This is a genomic window from Streptomyces sp. NPDC001634 (genome assembly GCF_040298185.1).
GTDB lineage: Bacteria > Actinomycetota > Actinomycetes > Streptomycetales > Streptomycetaceae > Streptomyces.
In genome coordinates, this window is record NZ_JBEOZU010000024.1 from 34,518 (window position 1) to 53,331 (window position 18,814).

At 68.7% G+C, this 18,814-nt stretch carries 15 protein-coding genes and 1 pseudogene; 10 read left to right on the forward strand and 6 right to left on the reverse strand.

Annotated elements, in window-relative coordinates; all coding sequences use genetic code 11:
* Positions 1–4: 4 nt before the first annotated feature.
* From ABT186_RS18050 to ABT186_RS18060, 3 genes are read right to left on the reverse strand one after another with little or no spacing between them, the layout of a single operon-like run.
* The gene (locus ABT186_RS18050) at positions 5–2,143 is read right to left on the reverse strand and encodes a transposase (protein ID WP_351925755.1); all 2,139 of its coding nucleotides are present in this window, start codon (positions 2,141–2,143) and stop codon (positions 5–7) included.
* The gene (locus ABT186_RS18055) at positions 2,143–2,910 is read right to left on the reverse strand and encodes a TnsA-like heteromeric transposase endonuclease subunit (protein WP_055492048.1); all 768 of its coding nucleotides are present in this window, start codon (positions 2,908–2,910) and stop codon (positions 2,143–2,145) included. The genes ABT186_RS18050 and ABT186_RS18055 overlap by 1 nt, the downstream gene beginning before the upstream one ends.
* Positions 2,907–4,697 carry a TniQ family protein gene (locus tag ABT186_RS18060; protein ID WP_351925757.1) on the reverse strand — a complete coding sequence of 597 codons (1,791 nt, stop codon included), beginning with the start codon at positions 4,695–4,697 and terminating at the stop codon, positions 2,907–2,909. Before ABT186_RS18060 ends, ABT186_RS18055 begins: the two co-directional genes overlap by 4 nt.
* Positions 4,698–4,765: 68 nt before the next feature.
* On the opposite strand from ABT186_RS18060, the gene ABT186_RS18065 reads away from it, so the two are divergent.
* The 7 genes from ABT186_RS18065 to ABT186_RS18095 all read left to right on the forward strand — a co-directional run bounded on the left by ABT186_RS18065 (position 4,766) and on the right by ABT186_RS18095 (position 11,171).
* On the forward strand, positions 4,766–5,011 hold the full coding sequence (locus ABT186_RS18065) for a helix-turn-helix domain-containing protein (protein ID WP_055492050.1): 246 nt from the start codon (positions 4,766–4,768) through the stop codon (positions 5,009–5,011).
* 7 nt (positions 5,012–5,018) lie between these two features.
* Complete coding sequence (locus ABT186_RS18070) at positions 5,019–6,290, forward strand: TniQ family protein (RefSeq protein WP_351925759.1); 1,272 nt, start codon at positions 5,019–5,021, stop codon at positions 6,288–6,290.
* Positions 6,265–7,455: a TniQ family protein gene (locus ABT186_RS18075; RefSeq protein WP_351925761.1), complete on the forward strand. Its 1,191-nt coding sequence runs from the start codon at positions 6,265–6,267 to the stop codon at positions 7,453–7,455. Before ABT186_RS18070 ends, ABT186_RS18075 begins: the two co-directional genes overlap by 26 nt.
* Positions 7,456–7,741: 286 nt before the next feature.
* Positions 7,742–8,377, forward strand: a complete 636-nt coding sequence (locus tag ABT186_RS18080) for a hypothetical protein (protein ID WP_055492053.1) — start codon at positions 7,742–7,744, stop codon at positions 8,375–8,377.
* A 37-nt stretch (positions 8,378–8,414) separates the two neighbouring features.
* Positions 8,415–9,506, forward strand: coding sequence for a helix-turn-helix domain-containing protein (locus ABT186_RS18085; protein WP_055492249.1), 1,092 nt, complete (start codon positions 8,415–8,417; stop codon positions 9,504–9,506).
* A gap of 112 nt (positions 9,507–9,618) precedes the next feature.
* Complete coding sequence (locus tag ABT186_RS18090) at positions 9,619–10,104, forward strand: hypothetical protein (protein WP_159039654.1); 486 nt, start codon at positions 9,619–9,621, stop codon at positions 10,102–10,104.
* A 5-nt stretch (positions 10,105–10,109) separates the two neighbouring features.
* On the forward strand, positions 10,110–11,171 hold the full coding sequence (locus tag ABT186_RS18095; RefSeq protein ID WP_055492055.1) for a protein kinase domain-containing protein: 1,062 nt from the start codon (positions 10,110–10,112) through the stop codon (positions 11,169–11,171).
* On the opposite strand, the gene ABT186_RS18100 is transcribed toward ABT186_RS18095, so the two are convergent.
* The 3 genes from ABT186_RS18100 to ABT186_RS18110 form a co-directional block, all read right to left on the reverse strand.
* Positions 11,117–11,524 carry a hypothetical protein gene (locus ABT186_RS18100; RefSeq protein WP_159039656.1) on the reverse strand — a complete coding sequence of 136 codons (408 nt, stop codon included), beginning with the start codon at positions 11,522–11,524 and terminating at the stop codon, positions 11,117–11,119. The two genes, ABT186_RS18095 and ABT186_RS18100, sit on opposite strands and share 55 nt — an antisense overlap.
* A 344-nt stretch (positions 11,525–11,868) precedes the next feature.
* Complete coding sequence (locus tag ABT186_RS18105) at positions 11,869–14,241, reverse strand: hypothetical protein (RefSeq protein WP_351925765.1); 2,373 nt, start codon at positions 14,239–14,241, stop codon at positions 11,869–11,871.
* Between the two features lie 156 nt (positions 14,242–14,397).
* Positions 14,398–15,579, reverse strand: coding sequence for a hypothetical protein (locus ABT186_RS18110; protein ID WP_351925767.1), 1,182 nt, complete (start codon positions 15,577–15,579; stop codon positions 14,398–14,400).
* A 197-nt stretch (positions 15,580–15,776) separates the two neighbouring features.
* Here ABT186_RS18110 and ABT186_RS18115 point away from each other — a divergent pair.
* The 3 genes and pseudogenes from ABT186_RS18115 to ABT186_RS47975 form a co-directional block, all read left to right on the forward strand.
* Positions 15,777–15,980 (forward strand): annotated as a pseudogene (locus ABT186_RS18115) (hypothetical protein); the annotation flags it as partial.
* Positions 15,981–17,247: 1,267 nt separating this feature from the next.
* A complete protein-coding gene (locus ABT186_RS18120) occupies positions 17,248–17,511 on the forward strand; it encodes a helix-turn-helix transcriptional regulator (protein ID WP_055492059.1) in 264 nt (87 codons plus the stop codon).
* A gap of 160 nt (positions 17,512–17,671) precedes the next feature.
* Positions 17,672–18,562, forward strand: a complete 891-nt coding sequence (locus tag ABT186_RS47975; RefSeq protein WP_502973242.1) for a DUF6083 domain-containing protein — start codon at positions 17,672–17,674, stop codon at positions 18,560–18,562.
* Positions 18,563–18,814: the final 252 nt, after the last annotated feature.

Sequence of the window (18,814 nt, forward strand, 5' to 3'; positions counted from 1 at the left end):
GGGGTCAGCCCTCCTGGCTGGTTCGGGGACTCCAGACCTCGGCGGGCTGGACGGCGTGCGGGTTGAAGTCGTCGTCCTCGCCGGACAGGTCGGGAACGGCGTGAAGGGCGGGAACGGTCGGCTTCGCGGCCGGTGGAACGGGACGCGGTGGTGGCGCGGGGGCCGCCGGGGTGGAGCGTGCTTCGTCCTGGGCCTGGGCGTCGGCGCGGTGCCGGTCACGGGTATGGCGCTTGCGGTCGGTCCTGGTCCACGTCTCGGGAGCGTCGATACGGTTTTGCAGGTCCCGCAGGGCTTCGGCGATCTGCTCCTGGTACTCCTTGTCCTTCGGGTCGCCGCCGCGCAGTTCGACCAGGCGTTTGGCCTCCCGCAGGGTGATGTCGGTGAAGGGCTGCAGGTCGCTGAGAGCCTTGGTCCATCCCAACGTGTGCCAGGTGTTGTCACGGGGGTTGTGGAAGTAGGCGTGCAGCAGGTTGCGCGGGTCGTAGCGGATGGGCCAGAGCCCGTTGTCGTAGGGCGACTTGGCCCGGCGGAACTGGTACAGCACCGGGGCGTCGTAGACCAGGTAGTTGAGTTCGACACCGTAGGGGTTGATGACGCGGCCGTTGTCGGCGATGGGCAGCAGTTCGTAGTAGAGGTTGGGATCTCTGGGGCAGTCGACGAAGCCGGCCGAGCCGAGCGCCATGGCGTACGCCTCGTTGGGTGAGACGTGCAGGTCGGGGAAACCGTGCAGGTGCAGCCCTCGGTGGTGCTGGTTCTGGTAGACCGCGATGACGTATTCGGCGAAAAACTCGGCGATCTCGTCCAGAGTCCAGCGGGCCTGCTGCTCGACGTTCTTGCCGCGGTGGGCGACGTTGAAGCCCTTGTACCCGGCGACGTGCATGGAGAACTGCTCACGGATCGTCAAGAACAGCCGCTCGACCTGGGGTTTGTCGGTTGCTTTGAGTTTGCGGGCGTCCTGCGGGTCGATCTTCCATGTGCGGCAGGCGCGCTTGACGACATCGGACTTGTACGGTTTGCCGTGGTCGTAGAGGAGGGTCTCGGGGTAGACGATGGGCCGGGCGGCGGCTTCGGCGAGGCGTTCGTCGACGCTGAGGTGGCGCTCGTAGGGGATGCGCAGCATCTGGTAGCGCAGGGCGTCGGCCCACTTCGGGCGCATCGGTTCGGGCGTCATGACGTCGGCGAGCAGCAGGCCGATGTCGATGGCCTTGGTGCCCAGCGGGGTGAGCCGCCAGGCGAGGATGGAGCGGGTGGCGACGTCGATGGCGACGGTGAGTTCGATGTTGTAGGTGTCGTTCGTCGCCGGGTCGTAGGCCAGGACGTCGAGCGGGGTGGTGTCGAGCATGACGACTTGGCCGGGCCGGTGGGCGATGACGTGGCCGAAGGTCCGGTCGGGCTGGCCTGCGTCCGAGATCCGCTGGTAGGCGGGGTCGGAGGGGCTGCGGTGCAGCAGGAGTTTGACCACGCGGCGGAACGTGTCCGGTTTGGGCAGCGGGACGGCGCCGGTGCCGTGGTCTGCGTCCAGCCGGTTCTGGCAGCGACGCCTAAAGCGGGTGGAGACGCTGGAGGAGCTGTCGAGGCGCTCGACGGCGGCCTGTTCGCGGATCGCGGTGATCACCCGTTCGTCGATGTTGCGCAGCGGGTTCTTCAGCCGGGCTTTGCGGCCGTCGACCAGCCCCCACAGGCCCTTCTCCTTCCACGCCTCGATCAGCTGCCAAACGCGGCGCTCGGTCAGGCGCAGCTCGCCGGCCTTGGTCACGACGCGCTCGGTCAGAGGGAGGCCGGGGTCGTATTGCGGGCGGGGTTCACCGGGTGCGGCGTCGAACTCTGAGCCCGAGCGGTAGCCGGTAGTGGCCTCCTGCAGCTGGGCTTCGAGTTCCAGGGCGTCGTCACGAGCCTTCTCGTCCTTCAGGGTCGCCAGCACACCGCCGGGGTCCAGGCCTGCGGCGGTGTTGTCGACGGTCTCGGGCGGGGCGGCCAGGGCGCGGAAGGAGGGATCGGTCAGCAGGACGCTGAGCATGATCGTCTGATGGTGTCCGGAGATCGAGCGCAGCCGCACAAGTGCACCGGTGAGGCCGGTGACCTGGTGCTGTTCCTCCTCGAACTCGATCCAGTCTTCGGCTGCGATGCGGTAGCGCTGGTCCATCAGGTGTGCTCCGGGTCGGGTGCGGCCCACACGATGGTGTGGTCGCGCAGTGGGCGGGTGACGTCGAACAGCAGTCGGTGGTGCCACATGAGGTGGTAGGTGACGGCCCGCTCGATGTCCGGCTCGGGCCACAGGGACAGCAGTTCGGCGATGCTGAGGGGCTGCAGGGCGCGGAAGAGCAGGACGTGAGCGACGGGGGCTGCGGCGTTCAGGGGTCTGCGGTAGCCAGCGAGCCATTCGACGGTGGCCCACAGTTGTGGATCCGGCTCGCCCACCATCTGGTAGTCCCAGCCGAGCTGCCGGCAGGCGGCCTGAGTCCGGGCGGCTTGGAGGCGTACTCGGGGCTTGTCGATCTGTTCGGGGTTCTTGACGTCCAGCAGCAGGACGGAGCCGTCGGTGCGGCGGACGAACAGGTCGGGGTAGTGGCTCCACGTCCTGTCGCCGTCGGTGCCTTCGAAGATGAACGGCTGGGCCGAGAAGCAGGCGACCTTCGCGTCGAAGTCGAGGAGTTTCATCCAGCGGGCTTCCAGGTAGCTCTCGTAGTCCAGCATGGTGTCGCTGCTGGCCGCCCAGTAGGAGCCGGGAGTGTGCTGCTGGCCTTCGTACGTGGGGAAGTCGCGGGCGGGCAGGCAAGTCTCGAAGCGCATGTCGTGGGCCTGGTCGGCGGGCAGCAGGCGCTCAGTGCCGCCAGCGTCGTAGAAGTGCAAGTAGAGCTGATGGGAGGCTTGCCGCAGCGGCCGCAGGGTCTGTGGTCTTCTCGGGGTCATGCCCCTCCTGTCGCATCTGGCACGTCGTGCTGAAGGAGGCTGTGCCCGAAGGAAGTCAGGCAGGCGGTGACAGGGGCGGGGATCCAGGCGTCGAAGCGTCGCCAGCCCTCCCGCACTGACTCGGTGCTCGTCTGCGGCCACAACTCGGCGGCGTAGGCGGGCGCTTCGCGTACATCACCTCCGGTGAAGTGCTGCCACACCCAAGCTGCGGCGTGACGCCGCCGCTGAAGGGTGACGTCGTGCTCCAGCGGCCGGCACACCGGATACAGGACGGCGTGCGGCACCGCGGTCAGCGCAGCCAGCGTCTCCCGCCGGGCGGCGTAGTCGACCCAGCCCCGCTCCTTCATGCGTGCGCCGAGCCGTTCGATGTCCGCCCAGAAGGCCCGCGGGTCACTGATGCGCTGGACGAGGGTGTTGGTTACGCGGGCTGCCCGCTGGGGGTTCATGTTCAAGTCGGCGGCGGCCCGCGGCCAGCTCGCCGCGCCCCCGAGCCGCACCAGCGCCACGGCGGCCAGGCGTCGGCCGCTGACCGGGGCGGTGCCGGGCAGGTGAGAGGCGATCAGGTCGGTGTAGTCACCGGCGTCGACCAGATGCGGCACATGCCGGGCTGTGATCCGCATCCGGGGTGCGGGGCGCAGGGCCAGGGCGCCGGCGACCCGCGAGGAGGGCGACCGGGCCGCTCGGACCAGCGCGTCCAGACACGCCGGAGGGGACAGGGGCCGCAGCGGGTCGCTCTTGCCGGGGTCGCGGCGCTGGCTCGCCGCGCGCCGTGTCCAGTCGGCCAGCGCCTGCCCGGCGGCCTTGCGGTCACGGGCGAACAGCACCGTGGCGCTCAGTGCGAGCACGCTCGCGGCGTGAGCCGCGCTGGCAGGGCTGGCCCCCAGCTGGGTCCCCGCGCCTCCCTGCCGTGCCCGCTCGCGCACCCACAGGTCGGCTAAGAAGGCCTCCGCCAGGCCCTCGGCTTCGGATAAGGCGGCGCAAGAGGAGAGGTCGTCGGCGGAGGCGACCAGACGGATCACCGCCGTCGTGAACTGCAGCGCGGCGAAGAACTCGGCCGGTTCCACCGTTTCACCGGCGACCTGGGCCTCGCTGCCGTCGGCGACGGCCAGCACGCGCTGCTGCAGGTCAGCGAGCGCGGCGGGCATCGGCGCCGCGGGCAGGTCCTGGAGCCGCTGCTCGCACAGTCCGGCTTGACGCTGCCGTTGCGCCGGGCGCCGGTTGCAGCACCGCGCGGGGTCGGTCACCGTCTGGCGGGTGATCAGACCGCGGGGGTGGCCGTTGTGGCCGCGGCCCACCCGCGCCCCGCAGCGGCGGCACTTATCCACTAACAGCACCCGGTGCACCGGGCAGACTGCGGCGATGCCCAGACGCCACCACAACGGCCACACCGGCCGCTCGGCCAGGCACTTCGGGCAGGCGCGGCTGGAGGTGAACAGCGCCCACTCACGGCGCACCACCGGCGCCAGCGAGGAGTCCACCGCCGGATTCCACCCGGCGAAGTCCAGCACCGTCCCGCGGTAGCGGGTCAACTGCATGGCCTGCAGGGTGCGCGCGTCCAGCCCCGTGGCCGCCTCGGCCCCGGCAAGGCTACGGCGCGTCAGCGCAATGCCGAACAACGGCGGCCATACCCCTGAGCCTGGCCGGCACTCCAGCCCGATGGCCTGCGCGGCACGCCCCGGGGAGAGCTCCCAGTCCACCGATGCTCTCGCCAGCCAGGACGCGAACGACTCACCGGCCTGCGGCACCAGCACCGCGGGCAGCCGCCGCGGCCGTCCGCCCTCCCGCACGCACCCCTCCACACCCACCGTTTGTAGGAGATCTCCTACAAACCTGGGACCGTACTACGGTTTCCTCTGTGGCGAACAGCGATTCCGGCCGTATCCCGGCCCAGCGGCTGGCCTTCGCGGCCCGGTTGCGGGCCCTGCGCCGGCGCGCGGGACTGACCCAGACCGCGGCGGCCCAGGCGGCGGGTATGGACCGCTCCTTCTACGCGGAGGTCGAGGCCGCCGTCCACAGCGTGTCCGTCGACCGGATCCCGGCCCTCGCCCAGGCCCTGAGCGTCCAGCCGTACGAGCTGTTCCAGGACCACGACGAGGAGTAGAACTCACGTGCCCACGCAGGTCAGTTACCGAAGCATCCCCTGGGGGCTGCCCAGGCGGCTGCCGGTGGTCCCGCTGCCCTTGGCCGGGGAGTCCTTCTTCAGCTGGGTCGACCACCTCGCCCACACCTACGAGGTCCACCGCGGCCCGATGATGCACACGCTGGGCCTGATACAGACCGCGCCGCAATGGGCCGCGCGGGATCTGATCCGCTACACGATGCAGCTGCCTGCGCAGGCATCCCGGGTCGTGGGAACGGCGACGGGCCTGACCACCCGGGAACTCGCCTTGATGACACTCGAGGACATCGGGCCCCCCTACGCCGGCATCTCAGCGTCCCGTATGCCGAAGGAGACCTGGGCGTTCTGCCCGAAGTGCCTGGCCCCCGGGGGCCGCTGGCCGCTGTGGTGGTACGAGCCGTGGGCCGTGGCCTGTCCGGTGCACCTGTGCTACCTGGTCTCCTTCTGCCCCCGCTGCGACACTCCGTTCACGCCGGAAAGGACCAGCTCACGCTGGGGCTCCGCAGTGCGGTGCAGGGGCTTTCGCGACCCCTACCTCCGCCTCCTGCCTCCGGGCACGCGCCGCGAGCACTGCGGCATGACCCTGTCGGAGATCGACACCACGCCGGTCAGCGATCCCGTCGTACTCGATGCCGTGAACCAGCTGCGGCACGGTCTCACCTCCCGCGGCCGGCCCCGCTCGTGGCTGCGCACCTACCACGTACTGAACGCGCTCTTCGACCGGCCTGTCTTCGAAGTCCGCTCCTTCGACAGCCCGGATCCCGTCCTGCAGCGCCGCTACTCACCCCAGCGCATCACCGCTCCGGGCTACGTGGTCGACTCCAGCGGGTTCCTGGAGCCCGGCCGCACGCTCTCCGACGGCACCCACTTGTCCTACCGCGACCCGATCACCAGAGCCTGCAGGCTCAGCGTGCTCGGGAAAATCCTGGGCTCTCACGACATGAGCGCCACCGCCCAAGAGCTGCTGGAGATACGCAGCCGCGTCAGGATGCGCCGCTACCTGACTGCGTACCGGTCACCCGATCCACGAGCTGCCAGTGTCCGGCTGCACCGCTTCCTCGACGATGTCTTCGGCCCCGGCGAGTTCGCCACGCTCAAGCGGTCCCGACGGACACTGACACCCGAGCACCATCCCGGCCCCTCCAGCAACAACTTCATATCGCGAAGACCCTTCCGCTCCCGGCGACCGCTGCGCCTGCCGCCGTCCCGGATCGACCAGACCGAACAGGATCCCCATGCCGCAGCCGCACCCGACAGGTGAGGACGGCCCTCAGCCAGCACGGACGACGCCCCGCAGGCTGCCCGTCGTCCCGCTTCCGCAGCCCTGCGAATCACTGTTCAGCTGGGTCGATCACCTGGCCGCTGAATATAAGACGGACCGTACCCAGACCATGGCCCGGCTCGGACTGGAGCCAGCGACCGCGCACGCAGCCCGGCTTGCCCGCTACACCGCCGAACTCCCCCTCGCCTCCGCACTCCCGCTGCTCGCCGCAACCGGCCTCGACCCCCAGCAGCTGCGTGCCATGACTCTCTTCGGCATCGTCAAACGCAGCGAGGGCAGGGCGCCACGCCATCCCGACTTCCGCTGGGCCCCGGAAGAGACCTGGGCATTCTGCCCCCAGTGCCTGAAACCTCCAGAGCGATGGCCCCTGTGGTGGTACCACTCCTGGGCGGTGATGTGCCCCACACATGACTGCTACACCGCGTCCTACTGCCCGGACTGCGGCTCACCGTTCTCCCCCTCCCTCCTGCGCGGCGACGCCCCGGGCACATGCCCCGGATTCCTGCGGCGCGACGACAACGCTCTCGCGCCGCCTGGCCGGCGCCGCGCCAAGCGCAAACGCTGTGGCCGGCCCCTGTGGGAGATCGAAACGCCGCCCGTCACCGACCCCGCCCTGCGCTCCATCCATCAACGCCTGGTCCGGCTCGACGCCGAGGACACGGCCGCTCACCCCGACCTTGAACAGTGGTACGACGACCTGCGGACCTTGAGGATCCTCCTCGAAGAACCTCACGCGCTGCGTGTCCAGGTCTTCACCAGCACCGACCCGGCCCTCCGGCAGCGCTTCGACGGCGACGAAGTCTCCATGCGCTGGGACCACTTTGACGACGCCGACTGCCTCGTCGGCTGGCAGCGCTCCGACTGCGGCTTCCTCTACCCCTGGCGCCGCACGTCACCGAGCAGCTCCAGACAGCAACGCGATCCGGTCACCGCGGCCGCCAAGCTCACCGTCATCAGCGAGGTCCTCGACAGCCCGGACCCTGCCGCTGCCGCCCGACGCGTCTTCCGCACCCCTTCCCCAGCGACACTCCGCGATTTCGGCCACAGCCTGCCCCCGTACATGCACCGGGCCAGCACCCACCTGCACGAACTCCTCAGCCAGGCCCTCGACGAGCATGCCTTCGCCGAACTCTCTGATGCCTGACCGCTCCCGCAGGCGGACCAGCGATCAGGGACGATCAGGCACGCCCTCTGGGGACGACGGAAGCCGCTTGCCCCGGGCGGAGGAAACCCGAGAAGTCCGTCGAGGCAAGATGATCACGAGTGCCCTGTCACACATCCCCCGTTGGCATTCGGTCCCAGACGGACGTCCGCGGCGGAGACCCGACGAGATGACATATTCGAACTGACATGCGATGATGATCGTGGTTTCAAAAACGCCACCTCGAATGAGGTATGGTTTTTGAAACCCACGGTTGTCTGGAGGGGCTGTGCAGAACCTGGATCCCGAGTGGTGCGTGCAGCGGCTCGCGCAGCTCGACTTCTCGAATGACCTCTTCCATGGGGCGCTCGACCTGGCGGCGGCCGATGTCCGCAATTGCACCGACTTCGACGCGCCGGCCATGGCCGGGTTCACGTTCTGGAGCCGCACCAACCGGTACCTCGCCGAGACGCTTCACCCGGACGGGTGGGGCCACACTTCGCGGGACAGCATCCTCCGGATGATCCACCCCAGCATGAGTCACGCGGTCACGGCGATCAGCGCCCAGGGAGGCGTCGGCGATCTGAATGCCCGGGTGAAGTCGAAGAACCCGAAGGGTCCTGCCATGGCCCGCCTGGTGGAGAGGAATGGCCAGTTCGCGTTCCTCAGCCACGACGAGGTGCTGTACGGCCGTGAGCTCGACCAGATCCCGACGTGGTGCCTGCTCTACAAGTGGGACAAGGGAGTGATCTCCGCCGAGCTGTCCCTGCCGATCAAGATGAACGGGAAGTTCGTCGATGAGTGGCAGGAGCGCATCCCTCTGGTGCTGCCCGACCTGGGCGACCCCGGTGCGGACATCGCGCTGCTGGACGATCCGGGCGACGACAGCGGCCCGGACGTTGTCGTGGAGCTGCTGGGGGGCTGACCGGAATGTAGAAGTGCGGACGTGGGAGCTGAGGAAAGTGTTCACCCCTGAACGGCTGGTCCTTGCCCGTAAGAGGCGACGGATGACGTTGGCCGAGCTGGCCCGTCGGTCTGGGTTCTCGGCGCAGAGCATCACTGCGTTCGAGAACCACCGCAGACCGCCGTCGCCGGAGACGCTTTCCTCCCTCGCGGCCGCGCTTCACTACCCGGTCGCGTTCTTCGAGGCTCCTCCGCCGGCTCAACTGCAGCTGGACGCGGTCAGCTTCAGGGCGCCGTCGAAAATGACAGCCTCGGAGCGTGACAGCGCGCTGAGCTCAGGGGCCGTGGCCGTGGCGCTCAACACCTGGCTGACAGGGTTGTTCAAACTGCCGAGGCCGAACGTGCCGACCTATCCCCATCTGAAGCCGGAGGCAGCGGCCGAGCAGGTGCGCGCCGCGTGGGGCCTGGGGGAGGCGCCCGTCCCCAACACGGTGCACCTACTGGAGGCCAACGGTGTGCGTGTGTTCTCCCTGCCGTCGGACTGCCTGGACATCGACGCTTTTTCGACCATCAACGCGGGCACCCCTTACGTCTTCCTGAACACCCGCAAGACCGGGGAACGGGGCCGCTTCGATGCCGCCCACGAGCTCGGGCATCTCGTACTGCACTGTGAGCACCGCATCCCCCACGGGCGGGACTCCGAGGGCGAGGCCAACGACTTCGCCTCCGCCTTCCTCATGCCGCGGGCCGGGATCCTCGCCCAGAGGCTCAACAACGCCTCTCTCGACCGGATACTGAGCGCCAAGCGCAAGTGGGGCGTGTCGGCCATGGCCCTGACCTACCGGCTGCGCAAGCTCGAGCTGCTCTCCGAATGGCGCTACACCCAGACCGTCAAGGAGCTCGCGCGCAGGGGATACCGCCGTGACGAGCCGGGCTCTTCCCTTGTCCGCGAGAGCAGCCAGTTGCTCGCAAAGGTGTTCGAGGCGCTGCGCCAGCCCTTGAGTATGTCGCCGGCAGATGTCGCGGCTGAGTTGAACATCTATCCTGAGGAACTCAATGAGTACGTCTTCGGCTTGGTCCCTATCGGCGTCGACGGAGGCGGCAGGCAGTCGGCGCCCGTGCGGCCCGACCTGCGGTTGATCAAGGGGTAGCTGGCGCGGCTAACCGCCGCAGGCATGACAATGATCCGCTCACAACCGGCCTGCCCGCAGGGGCCGCAGGTCGGGACTTCCCGGAAAGACGTGACGCATGAAGGTCCTGGGTGTGGCTGTCTCAGCAGGCGCGATCCACTACGGAGCACTCACTGCCGCCCAGGGCACGCAGGACATATCTCACCCGCCAGGGGCCCCGGAACGCCTGGTGCCCGCGCTCGGCCTGACGGGAGCTCAGCGACTTGGGGACACCCACCAGAGGATCGCCCAGGAGATCCGTGTGTTGCAGCCCGACGCCGTGATCATCGTGGCGACCCGCAGGAAGAACCAGTGGGTGTACCGCGAAGCATTCGACCGCATCTCGCTGATCTCGGCACTCATGCTGTCCTGCGTGGAGCAGGGGGTCACATGCGAAGAGTGGAGCACGGAGCGGATCGGTAAGCTCGTCGGCGTCCCTGCGCCCAAGCTGGCCTCGTTCGACTGCAAAGAGGCCGGGTTCGCTCAGCTCCCCCTGTACTGGGCGGCCGGGCGCGTGCAGGCGTTCGCCGCGGCCAAGGCCTACGTCGTCGAGATGTCCAGCGAGAGCAGCGAAGGATAAGGGCAGTGAACGAGCGCGAGAGACCGCTCATCCTGGACTACGAGTGCCTCCACAGCATGCCGGGCGGCCTGCGTGAGGTGCGCGTGTGGCTGGATCCGGTCCTGGAGACGTGGCTGGTCGGCAAACGCATTGACCTGTCCGAAGTCCAGGGCGCGGACCTGGTGGAGCCCCGGGTCATGGAGATGATCAACCACCCGAACGTGGTGAAGGTGCGTTCGGTCGCGAGCATCCCCAGTTACAAAGCGCCCATGCAGGTAGTCGAAGTGTTCATGCCCTACTACGAGAAAGGCAGCATCACCGACGCGATGCTCGAGGGCGAGCACTTCACAGCAGCCCAGTCGCTGCGCATCATCCGCGCGGCCCTGCAAGGCCTGGCCGAGATGCATGAGCGGTACAAGATCCTTCACCGCGACGTGAAGAGCCCGAACCTGTTCCTCACCGGCGACGCCGACACGGTAAAGATCGGCGACCTGGGCCTGGCCGGTGCCATGGACGACACAGGCAGAGCTCCCTGTGTAAACGCGCCTCACCTGTACGCTCCGCCCGAACTGTTGACCGGAGAGGCACTGACCCGGTCCTCCGACCTGTACTCCCTCGGCGTGGTCCTTCTCGAACTGCTCCGGGGGAGATTCGACTATGCCTCGTACACGACCACTGACGTGGTCGACGCACTCCTGGCCGGCCAGCCACCTTTGCGCAAAGAGGACACGGTCCTGCCCGCATGGGTGTGCAAGTCGCTGCGGAAGCTCGTCCAGAAAGCCACCGACCCCAACCCGGCCCGCCGCTTCCAGACGGCCCGGGAGATGAGCGACCAGATCGCCAAGATCCGCATCGCGGACTGGCAGGAGACCGAGGAACAGACCTGGGAGGCGCCATTCCTCCGCAACCCGAAGACCCGCGTGCGCATCACAGCGAAACCCTCCAAAGAGGGAGGGATCATCCTGACCACGCACCGCAAGAAGACGCTCTCATGGCGCCGACTGGGAAAGGATGCAACGGTCCCCAGCTTGGATCACAGCGCCGCGCTGGCCGTCTTCGAGAGCGCCAACAGTCTGGCCGTCAGCTGACGCACAGCGAACTCCACAACCTGCCCCTCCTGTGGTGACAGGTCCCTGTCGGCCATAGCCTCGGCGAAGTCGGCCGTCTCGTACCTCGCCGCGTTTCCCGCACCGACAGGCACCAGCGCGCCCGAACGCGCGAGTTCCCAGATCTCGGCCCGCACGCGCCGCGCATCAACGCCCCCTTGCCCGATCATCGGAGCAAGCACCTCACGCCACGTTTCGGCGTGCTCGCCAGGCGAGCCTGCCCAGAGCTGCTCCACAAGGACTTCGGCCGCCCACGCATGCCTCGGCAGAGAACGCTCCGGTAGACGGGCAATGCACGCCACGAGCAGAGCGCCTTGAGGCGAGAGCGCTTCCACAGCTGGCTCCTCCTCAATAGCAGCGGCGTTACTCAGTCAACAGTCTGCAGAGGACTTGTCCTTTCAGCGTGCCGGACAGGCTACAGACACGCAAGACTCACCGTCATGACTTATTGCACACTTGTTCGATTTTGATCGGGTTGAGTCCGTCACGGCAAGGCTGGACGCATTAGCCCTTGACTGCGCCGGCGAGCACAGTCGCCACAGCTGACGCCAACAGACTCTGTCCGTCTGCCCCGCCCGTTGCTGCCGCCGATCACCGGACACGGCGCTTCGACGGCAGGAGGCTGAAGCGCGGCACCGGGGGGGCGGAGCGCGTCGTGGTGCTGCAGCGGCGCTGGGTATCAGCGCAGGTTGGTGAGCCAGGTGACCTTGGCTGCCTGCGCAATCTTCTCGTTCACCAGGGTCTCGGTCCGCCGGTCCCACGCGGGGCCGGTAGTGGCCATGACGAACTCGTCCGCGCTGAGATCGTCGATCAGGCCCTTGAGGGCGGCGCAACGCCGCGCTTCCTCGCGTTTCGTCGGCTCGAGTCGATCGCTGATCTTGGCCTCGCCGATGACGATCCGGCCGTCGACGATGGCCCAGAGGTCGACCTCCAGGTCCGGGTAGCCGTCCCGGCGGACGACCGCCTCGGGCATGTGCTGGAAGGAGTGCGCCGGCTCCGCGAGCGCCGCGAGAGCGAGGATCGGCACATGAATGTTCGAGCGCAGGCCCTGGTAGGCGACCTCATCGAGGCCGTAGTACCACTGCGGCTCCAACTCCTGCCCCTTCCAGGCCGACCGGACGATCGGGTTGTGCTGCCGGCAGCGCTGGCAGCGGAAATGCGATCCGATGTCCTCCAGCCGGTAGAAGCCGGTGCCGACACACTGCCCGCAGGTCAACAGCAGGCCCCGCGTCGCGATGGACCGCTGCAGGTAACCATCCAGCAGCTGCCGGGCACTCTCCTCGCTCCCGCCGGTCATCATGCGGACATCGGCGAGCGTGAGGTACTTGCGGTCCTGGTAGACCCGCCCGGGCTCTTTCCCGGCGGAGATCCACCCGGACAGCAGGTTCGCGGCAGGACCCTCCTTGAGATCGGCGGCCAGGGCCGCGAAGTCTCCCCACAGTTCGATCATGCGACGGGTGTAACGGCCCTTGTCGGACTCCTCCAGGGTGACGCCCGCCCCCGCAAGGAGGGTGCTGAACACCTGACGGGCTGTCGGAACCCGCAGCCGTACCTGGACCAGAAGTTGGGCCAGGGACGTCCCGGTGACGGTGAAGATCCGGCCGTGGGAGTCGATGCTGATACCGGATGTGCTGGAGCGGACTCCCCACGAGGTGCCGTCGGCGGTGATCACGTCGTTCAGGGCCCACCGGGCAGGAAGGACGGCTTTGGGGTCCAGGACGTCCACCTGCCACCGGCAGGAGTCCGGCTGGACCCCGACCGCCTCGCTGGGCAGCGGGATCTCGACCTTCCGTGCCTGGTCGGTCCCAAGGAACGGCTCGTGCAAGGTGTCGCCGACGTGCGCCTTGTCGAGAAGGTGGAGGCGGCGGCGCACCGGCAGATCCGACGGGGCACAGACACGCACGTCCAAACGGCCTGGGGAGCCGGAGGCGGCCATCCGCCCCCACGGCGTGGCCAGCAGCCGGTCACGGACTTCGTGCAGCTGGTCCTCATCGAGAGTGAGTGATGACAGCAGGACCGGACGGGCGGAGACCGGCGGCACCGCAAGGTCGTACAGGAGCCGCATCAACTCGGTATACAGCTCCAGGCTGAGATCTGCGGTGTCCGGGCCGACCGGCAGCCAGTGCGCATCCCCCACCACACGCTGGCGGGTGTAGGCGTAGCAGAAGTCCTCGGCGCCGTCCCCGCAGATCACCACCAACGGCTCGCTGTCCGCGTCCGCGTCGAACGTGGTGAACCAGGAGCAGCCCAGCCGGGACTGCGCCAGCGGCATATCGTCCAGGAACTCCTGCTCGGTGAAACCGACGCCGGTCTCAGGCCGGCCCGTCCACGCGTACCGCAGCACCTGGACCAGGTCCTCCCGGTCCACCGGCACGGTGGCGTGGTCCACCTCGCCGCGCTCTCGCAGCCGCGCCAGATGCCCCGGCGCCACCAGGCCGGCGCGCGCGGCAACGAGCAGCTGCACCGCAGGCGGCAGCCCGTCCACGTCGAGGCCGGTGATGCGCTCGGGCTGAAACGTCAACCCGCACATGTCCACCAGCCGGTGCGGCGGCGCCTCGTCCGCCCGGAACTCCGCTGTTACCGCGACCTGTGCCGACGCCAGCGGAGCCATGCGCCGCCGGATACGGTCCCCCAGCTCCTGCGGCGCCACCCTCCCCGCGCCCCCGGACGACAGGAGCTGAGGCTCTAGCATCCGCCGGGCCTGGGCTTCGTCAACGTCGTTCTCCCGGGCCCACCCTTCCACGATCGAGGCGAGCTGCGCCTCGTACGCCTGAGGGTCCGACATCTGCAGGCCCCGCCCTGTCCGGGCGAACACCGCCCAGTGATCCGCGTCGAAAGCCTCCGCGAGCCTCCAGAACGGCTCCGCGACCTCCCACTCGGGCGAGCAAGCGATCAGACCGTGGCCGTCACCACCCCACGTGCGCGCATAGCACTCCACCATCCGCAGTACATCCGCCCGCCAGTCCCCGCCCGAACACAGCAGAGTCAGGGCACGCGGGGGCCGCACATTGCGCTGCACCAGCCGATAGCCCAACGCGTTCACTTCAGCCATCCCCGCCCCATGTGCTGCCCGTGACCACGTCGGACCGACGCAGATCCGTTGTGTGACGTGGCGTCTCCACACTCCCGCGCCCCGGAAATGCGCCATTTCAACGTATCAGCGGTCATGGCACGGGGGCTGCTGAGCTCAGTCGGCGCCTTCACCCGATCACGCGGCAGGGCGGCGCGGTGCGAGCGCGCGCAGATCCTCCATGTTGGTGCAGAAGTCTTCGTCAGGAGCGATCCAGTCGGTTTCCGATCGGCCACCGTCGGCGGTACGGATCCGAGCCTGGAGGTCGGCCAGCTCGCCCGGCAGGTCCCGCAGTCGCGTGACGACGCGAGTGCCGTTACGCGGACCGGCCTTGGACCGTGACAGCAGATTCGCCATCTCTCGGTCCGGCACAACGACGTGGCAGTACGGCACCGCGATGCCCAACGCATCGATGTCGTACAGGGCGTTCACCGTCCAGGCCTTGGTCTGGTTGCTGAACAGCTCGGCTTTCAGGTCCACGGCAATGCGCACCGACGGCATCCGGTCCGTGAACGCGGTCATGCGCGGCCGGCCCGACCTCGGGTGAGCCGTGTCGAGTCCGATCTCCCGGTGAAGGTCGATGCGGTACTCGGCCAGTAGCTCCCGGAGCAGTTCGTAGTGCTCGTGCAGGATTTCGCGTGCCTGGACCCGTACGCGCAGTTCGTGCCGACTGATCGGATCGTCTGCGAGCATCCCGGCATACGTCTGCTCCCATTCGAGCCTGCTCCGGGCAGCGTCCCGTACAGCTTCGGGCCGGTACCCGAGCCGCCGCAGGCCCTCGATCTCCTCGTCCCTGGGCCCCGCGAGCAGCTGGAACTCGGCGTACTGGTTGGCCTTGCGCAGCAAGTCGCGGAGCTCCGGGACCGTGTCCATGTCGACGTCGCCGGAGGGACCACGCAGGACCAGCGGGGCGCGCTCGCCCACGAGCGCCCATGCTGCCCCGATGCCGAGCACTCGCGGTGGGCTGGGCCGGAACGCCGGCCGGCCGAAGCTCACATGCATGGCGTGCAGCATCTGGTGCCGGAGCAGGACACGGTGTGAACGCATGGTGCGGCAGTGGGAGACCGATGCCATGATCCGGGCCACGTCCGCCCGCTGGCGCGGGTCGGTGATCTTCCCGATCTCCGTGTAGTGGGTGGCCGAGAGCGGGGACACGACACCTGCCGCGGAAGCGTCCCTGACGGCGGCGAGCACGGCGGTGTCGTATGCGTCGCGCTGCGCTCCGTTCGCCGCGCAGGCCAGCCGGATCCACACCCACAGATCGAGATAGACCGACGGTGGGGCCATGTGGAGGTTCGGCGAGTCGGCAGCCTCTGTCATCGGCGTCTCCTGGTTCTGCGCGCCGCGCGATGTGTGTGACGCGCGTGGCGGGCGAGACGGTGACGCCTGGTCGAACTGACCAGCGTCGTGCCCACGGGCCACCATGTTTCCAGCAGAGCATCGCGGGCGCCGCACAATTTCACCTGGCGGCACATGCGGGCCGGCAGTATCTCCCCTCCACGATCTGCCTGTTGGGCATCGACGTTCCGTCGCCCGCAGACCTGTTCCGCGCCAAGGAACCGGTCCCGAACCGCGATTCAGCCCTCTGCTTCGGCCACCGCCACCCCGCGCTGATCGAGGCAGCCCACCGCCAACTCGATCGCCTCACCCTCACCTCCCGCACCTTCCACAAGGACAAGCGCGCCGTATTCGTCGAGCGGCTGGCCGCGTTGACCCACTTACCACGCGCGGGCATCGCGTGCGGCCGAAGAGCCCTGACCGCCAGCACCTTGCTGTATCCGGCCCGGAGCTGCACCTGGCTCGAGCGCAAGTTCAGCGCCTCCGTGTGAGAGTCCAATGGACGTCGCCTGAGCGCGGGCAGATCTGCCACCTCTCCAGAACGCCGCTGTCCGCCAAACGGTTCAGAACGCGGGCGAGTTCGTGTTCGGGCATACCGCAGTCACGTAGGACCCGGTCGCTTTCGCGCAGCCCTTCTCTTGAAGACGGATCGGTGTGGGCGATGAGGGAGGTACCGAGGAGCTGCATCTGTGGCTCTGCCACCCCGATCCGTGCCGGGCACCCAGTGCGCAGCGCCCAGTCGGCGGCGCGTCTTCGGTCAGGACGGGCGGGTGGCTGGGCGAGCAGTGCGGCATCAAGTAGTTGCGCGGCAGTTCCGGCCGTTCCGGGCGGGTCATCGAGACGCAGCCACCGCGCCTGCTCCAACTCGCGACAGGCTTGTGCTGCGCCGACGCGAAGGCTGTGCAGCACGCCTGCAGAGAGGGCGACCCTCATCTGTGCGTTCATGCGCAGCGCGCACTGCAGGGCGAGGAGCCTTGCTTCGGCGGACACCTCCGAAGGTAGGGCCACGGCGAGGTAGCTGAGGATCTCGCCCACACGCACGTGCTCGCCCGGCCCTCTCATGAGCCGTGGGCGCCGCGGCCGCGTGGAAGTCGGGTGGAGGGAGCCGACAATGGCGGTGTCGGGGACGACAGCGGCCTGGTCGGTTGCTGCGGCGCACGCGCCGCAGGCGTCGACGAGGCGCCATACCCGACCACCACGTTCACAGGCCAGGAGCAGGCGAATGGGACCGTCGCACCCGCGGTGGCGGCGGTGCCAGCGGCAACCGCGTTCATGGCAGTGGCATGTCCGCAGATGAGGTGCTCGCAGATCACCGCGAGCGTGCCGGGCGAGGTGGGCCAGCGCCGCCGAACGGGCGGAGGCCGCGGTGACCGGCCGGCTGGCCAGGGGGCACTGCTGGCATGTCATGACCAGTCGGCCGGACTGGGACCGCAGCTCCACCGTCCAGGCGCGCGGCGCTGCAGGACGCACGGTGCGCAGTGGCATGAACAAGCGGCCCTCCTTCCCGATCCGGCACCGATCCCTCCTGTCTTGTGGCGGGCGGCCGTCACCGTAGTGCAGAGCTCTGCCCTCTCGCCGCCGGGGCAGCCGGGAGAAATAGGGCAGAGGTCTGCACTGACAGGGCAGGGGTCTGCCCCGTCGGATGGTCGGGTGACGATCTTGCCGCCCGATCCGGACCTCGACGCGCTACGGCTGGAGCTGGCGCGACTGCGGGCCGCCCGCGGGTGGAGCTACGACGAGCTCGCGGCCCGCAGCGGCCTGGCCAGGCGCACTGTGATCGAGATCGAGCAGGGGCGCACCGTCGGCACGCTCAAGACGTGGCATGCCCTCGCCCATGCCTTTGAGACGCCGTTCGACGAGCTCTTCGCCACCCTCTGTCGCGGACACGAGCCGCCCCGGGGTAGCGACGGCTGATCAGGGGGCGGCGTGGGATGCCGCGAATCACCCGAACCGGCAGTGGTGATCGAACGCGCGATCAGCCGTTCGTACTGCTGTCGCCTTGTTTTGGTCTGCCCGGGGGATCCGGCGGGCCGGGTGCTGTCGGCGCGGCGTGTTGGCTGGCAGCTTCGCCCGCATGTGCTCTTCGCCTCATCCTTCTGCGCGGCGCTGGGACGGCAGCCGCGTGAGCGCCCCACCCCGCAGGTCCTTGCGGGTCGACCCGGAGGGTGTCAGCCGGCTGCTGCGCTGTGGCCAGACCGCGTCTTGCCGCGAGTGCGGCAATGCGGTCGAGTGGTACGTGCGCAGTGACGAGCGCCGGGTGCGGATGCATCCGCAGGAGATGCCTGCCAGCCGGGTGCCGGAGTCCTGCCGCTGGCACGTCAGCTCCGGTGTCGCTCATCCCTCTGGCGACGGGAGCAGCTGGTGCCGCCTGCCGCACGCCGTGCTGTGTCCCGCGCGTCCGGCACCGCTGGAGGCACCGCAGCTATCCGGGCTGCGGCGTTCTCTTGCGCTGCGCACGCGCAGGCTGCTGGATGCTGGGGTCTTCGCCCCGTCTGCGGCCCCGCCGCAGAATGGCTCGCGACCGGGTGAGGAGGTATGCCGCCCGGCAAGGCCCGTGGTGCAGCTGCTGTACCTGCGCTACCTGGCGTCCTGTCCCATCGAGGAAATCCAGTGCGTCACCCAGACCCGGCGCCGCGTGCGCTGCCGCGACAAGGTACTCGGTTCTGGCGCTCTGCGTGGCATGTGGAGTTTGGTGCCCGTGAGCGCGCAGCGCGGTCAACTGGCGCTGCCGTCGGACGTCATGGCTGTCTACAGCCTGTCTGCGCTGCCGTATCAGGAGCAGTTGCGCTGGCGCAGTCAGCGGTGTCTTCAGCATGACGCCACCCCTACGGCTGGTGATCTCGCTGTGGCGGACTGGGAGCTCTTCGACCCGCTCCGTCACCACGAACACATCCACACCCGCCTGCCCGCACACCGGCGCCGTCCCGGTCCCGGCAGTCCCGCACCTCGGCAGGCCCACTCGTGACGATGCACCAGTATGCCGTCGAGATCTCCTTGACCAGACCCGCTACTGCCCGGGAGCTCGACCGGGCCCGTCGCAGGATGCCTTTCGCGGCGAACGCCGACCGCACCCGGCTGATGACGGTGCACAGCGGCACGAGTCCGGGCCGTGCGCTGCACCGGCTGCGGCGCAGGCTGGACGATGTTCTGCCGATCGACGTGTTGACCACGCACTACCCCGATCGCGATGGCCGCGTGCTGCTCAATGTCGGCCTCC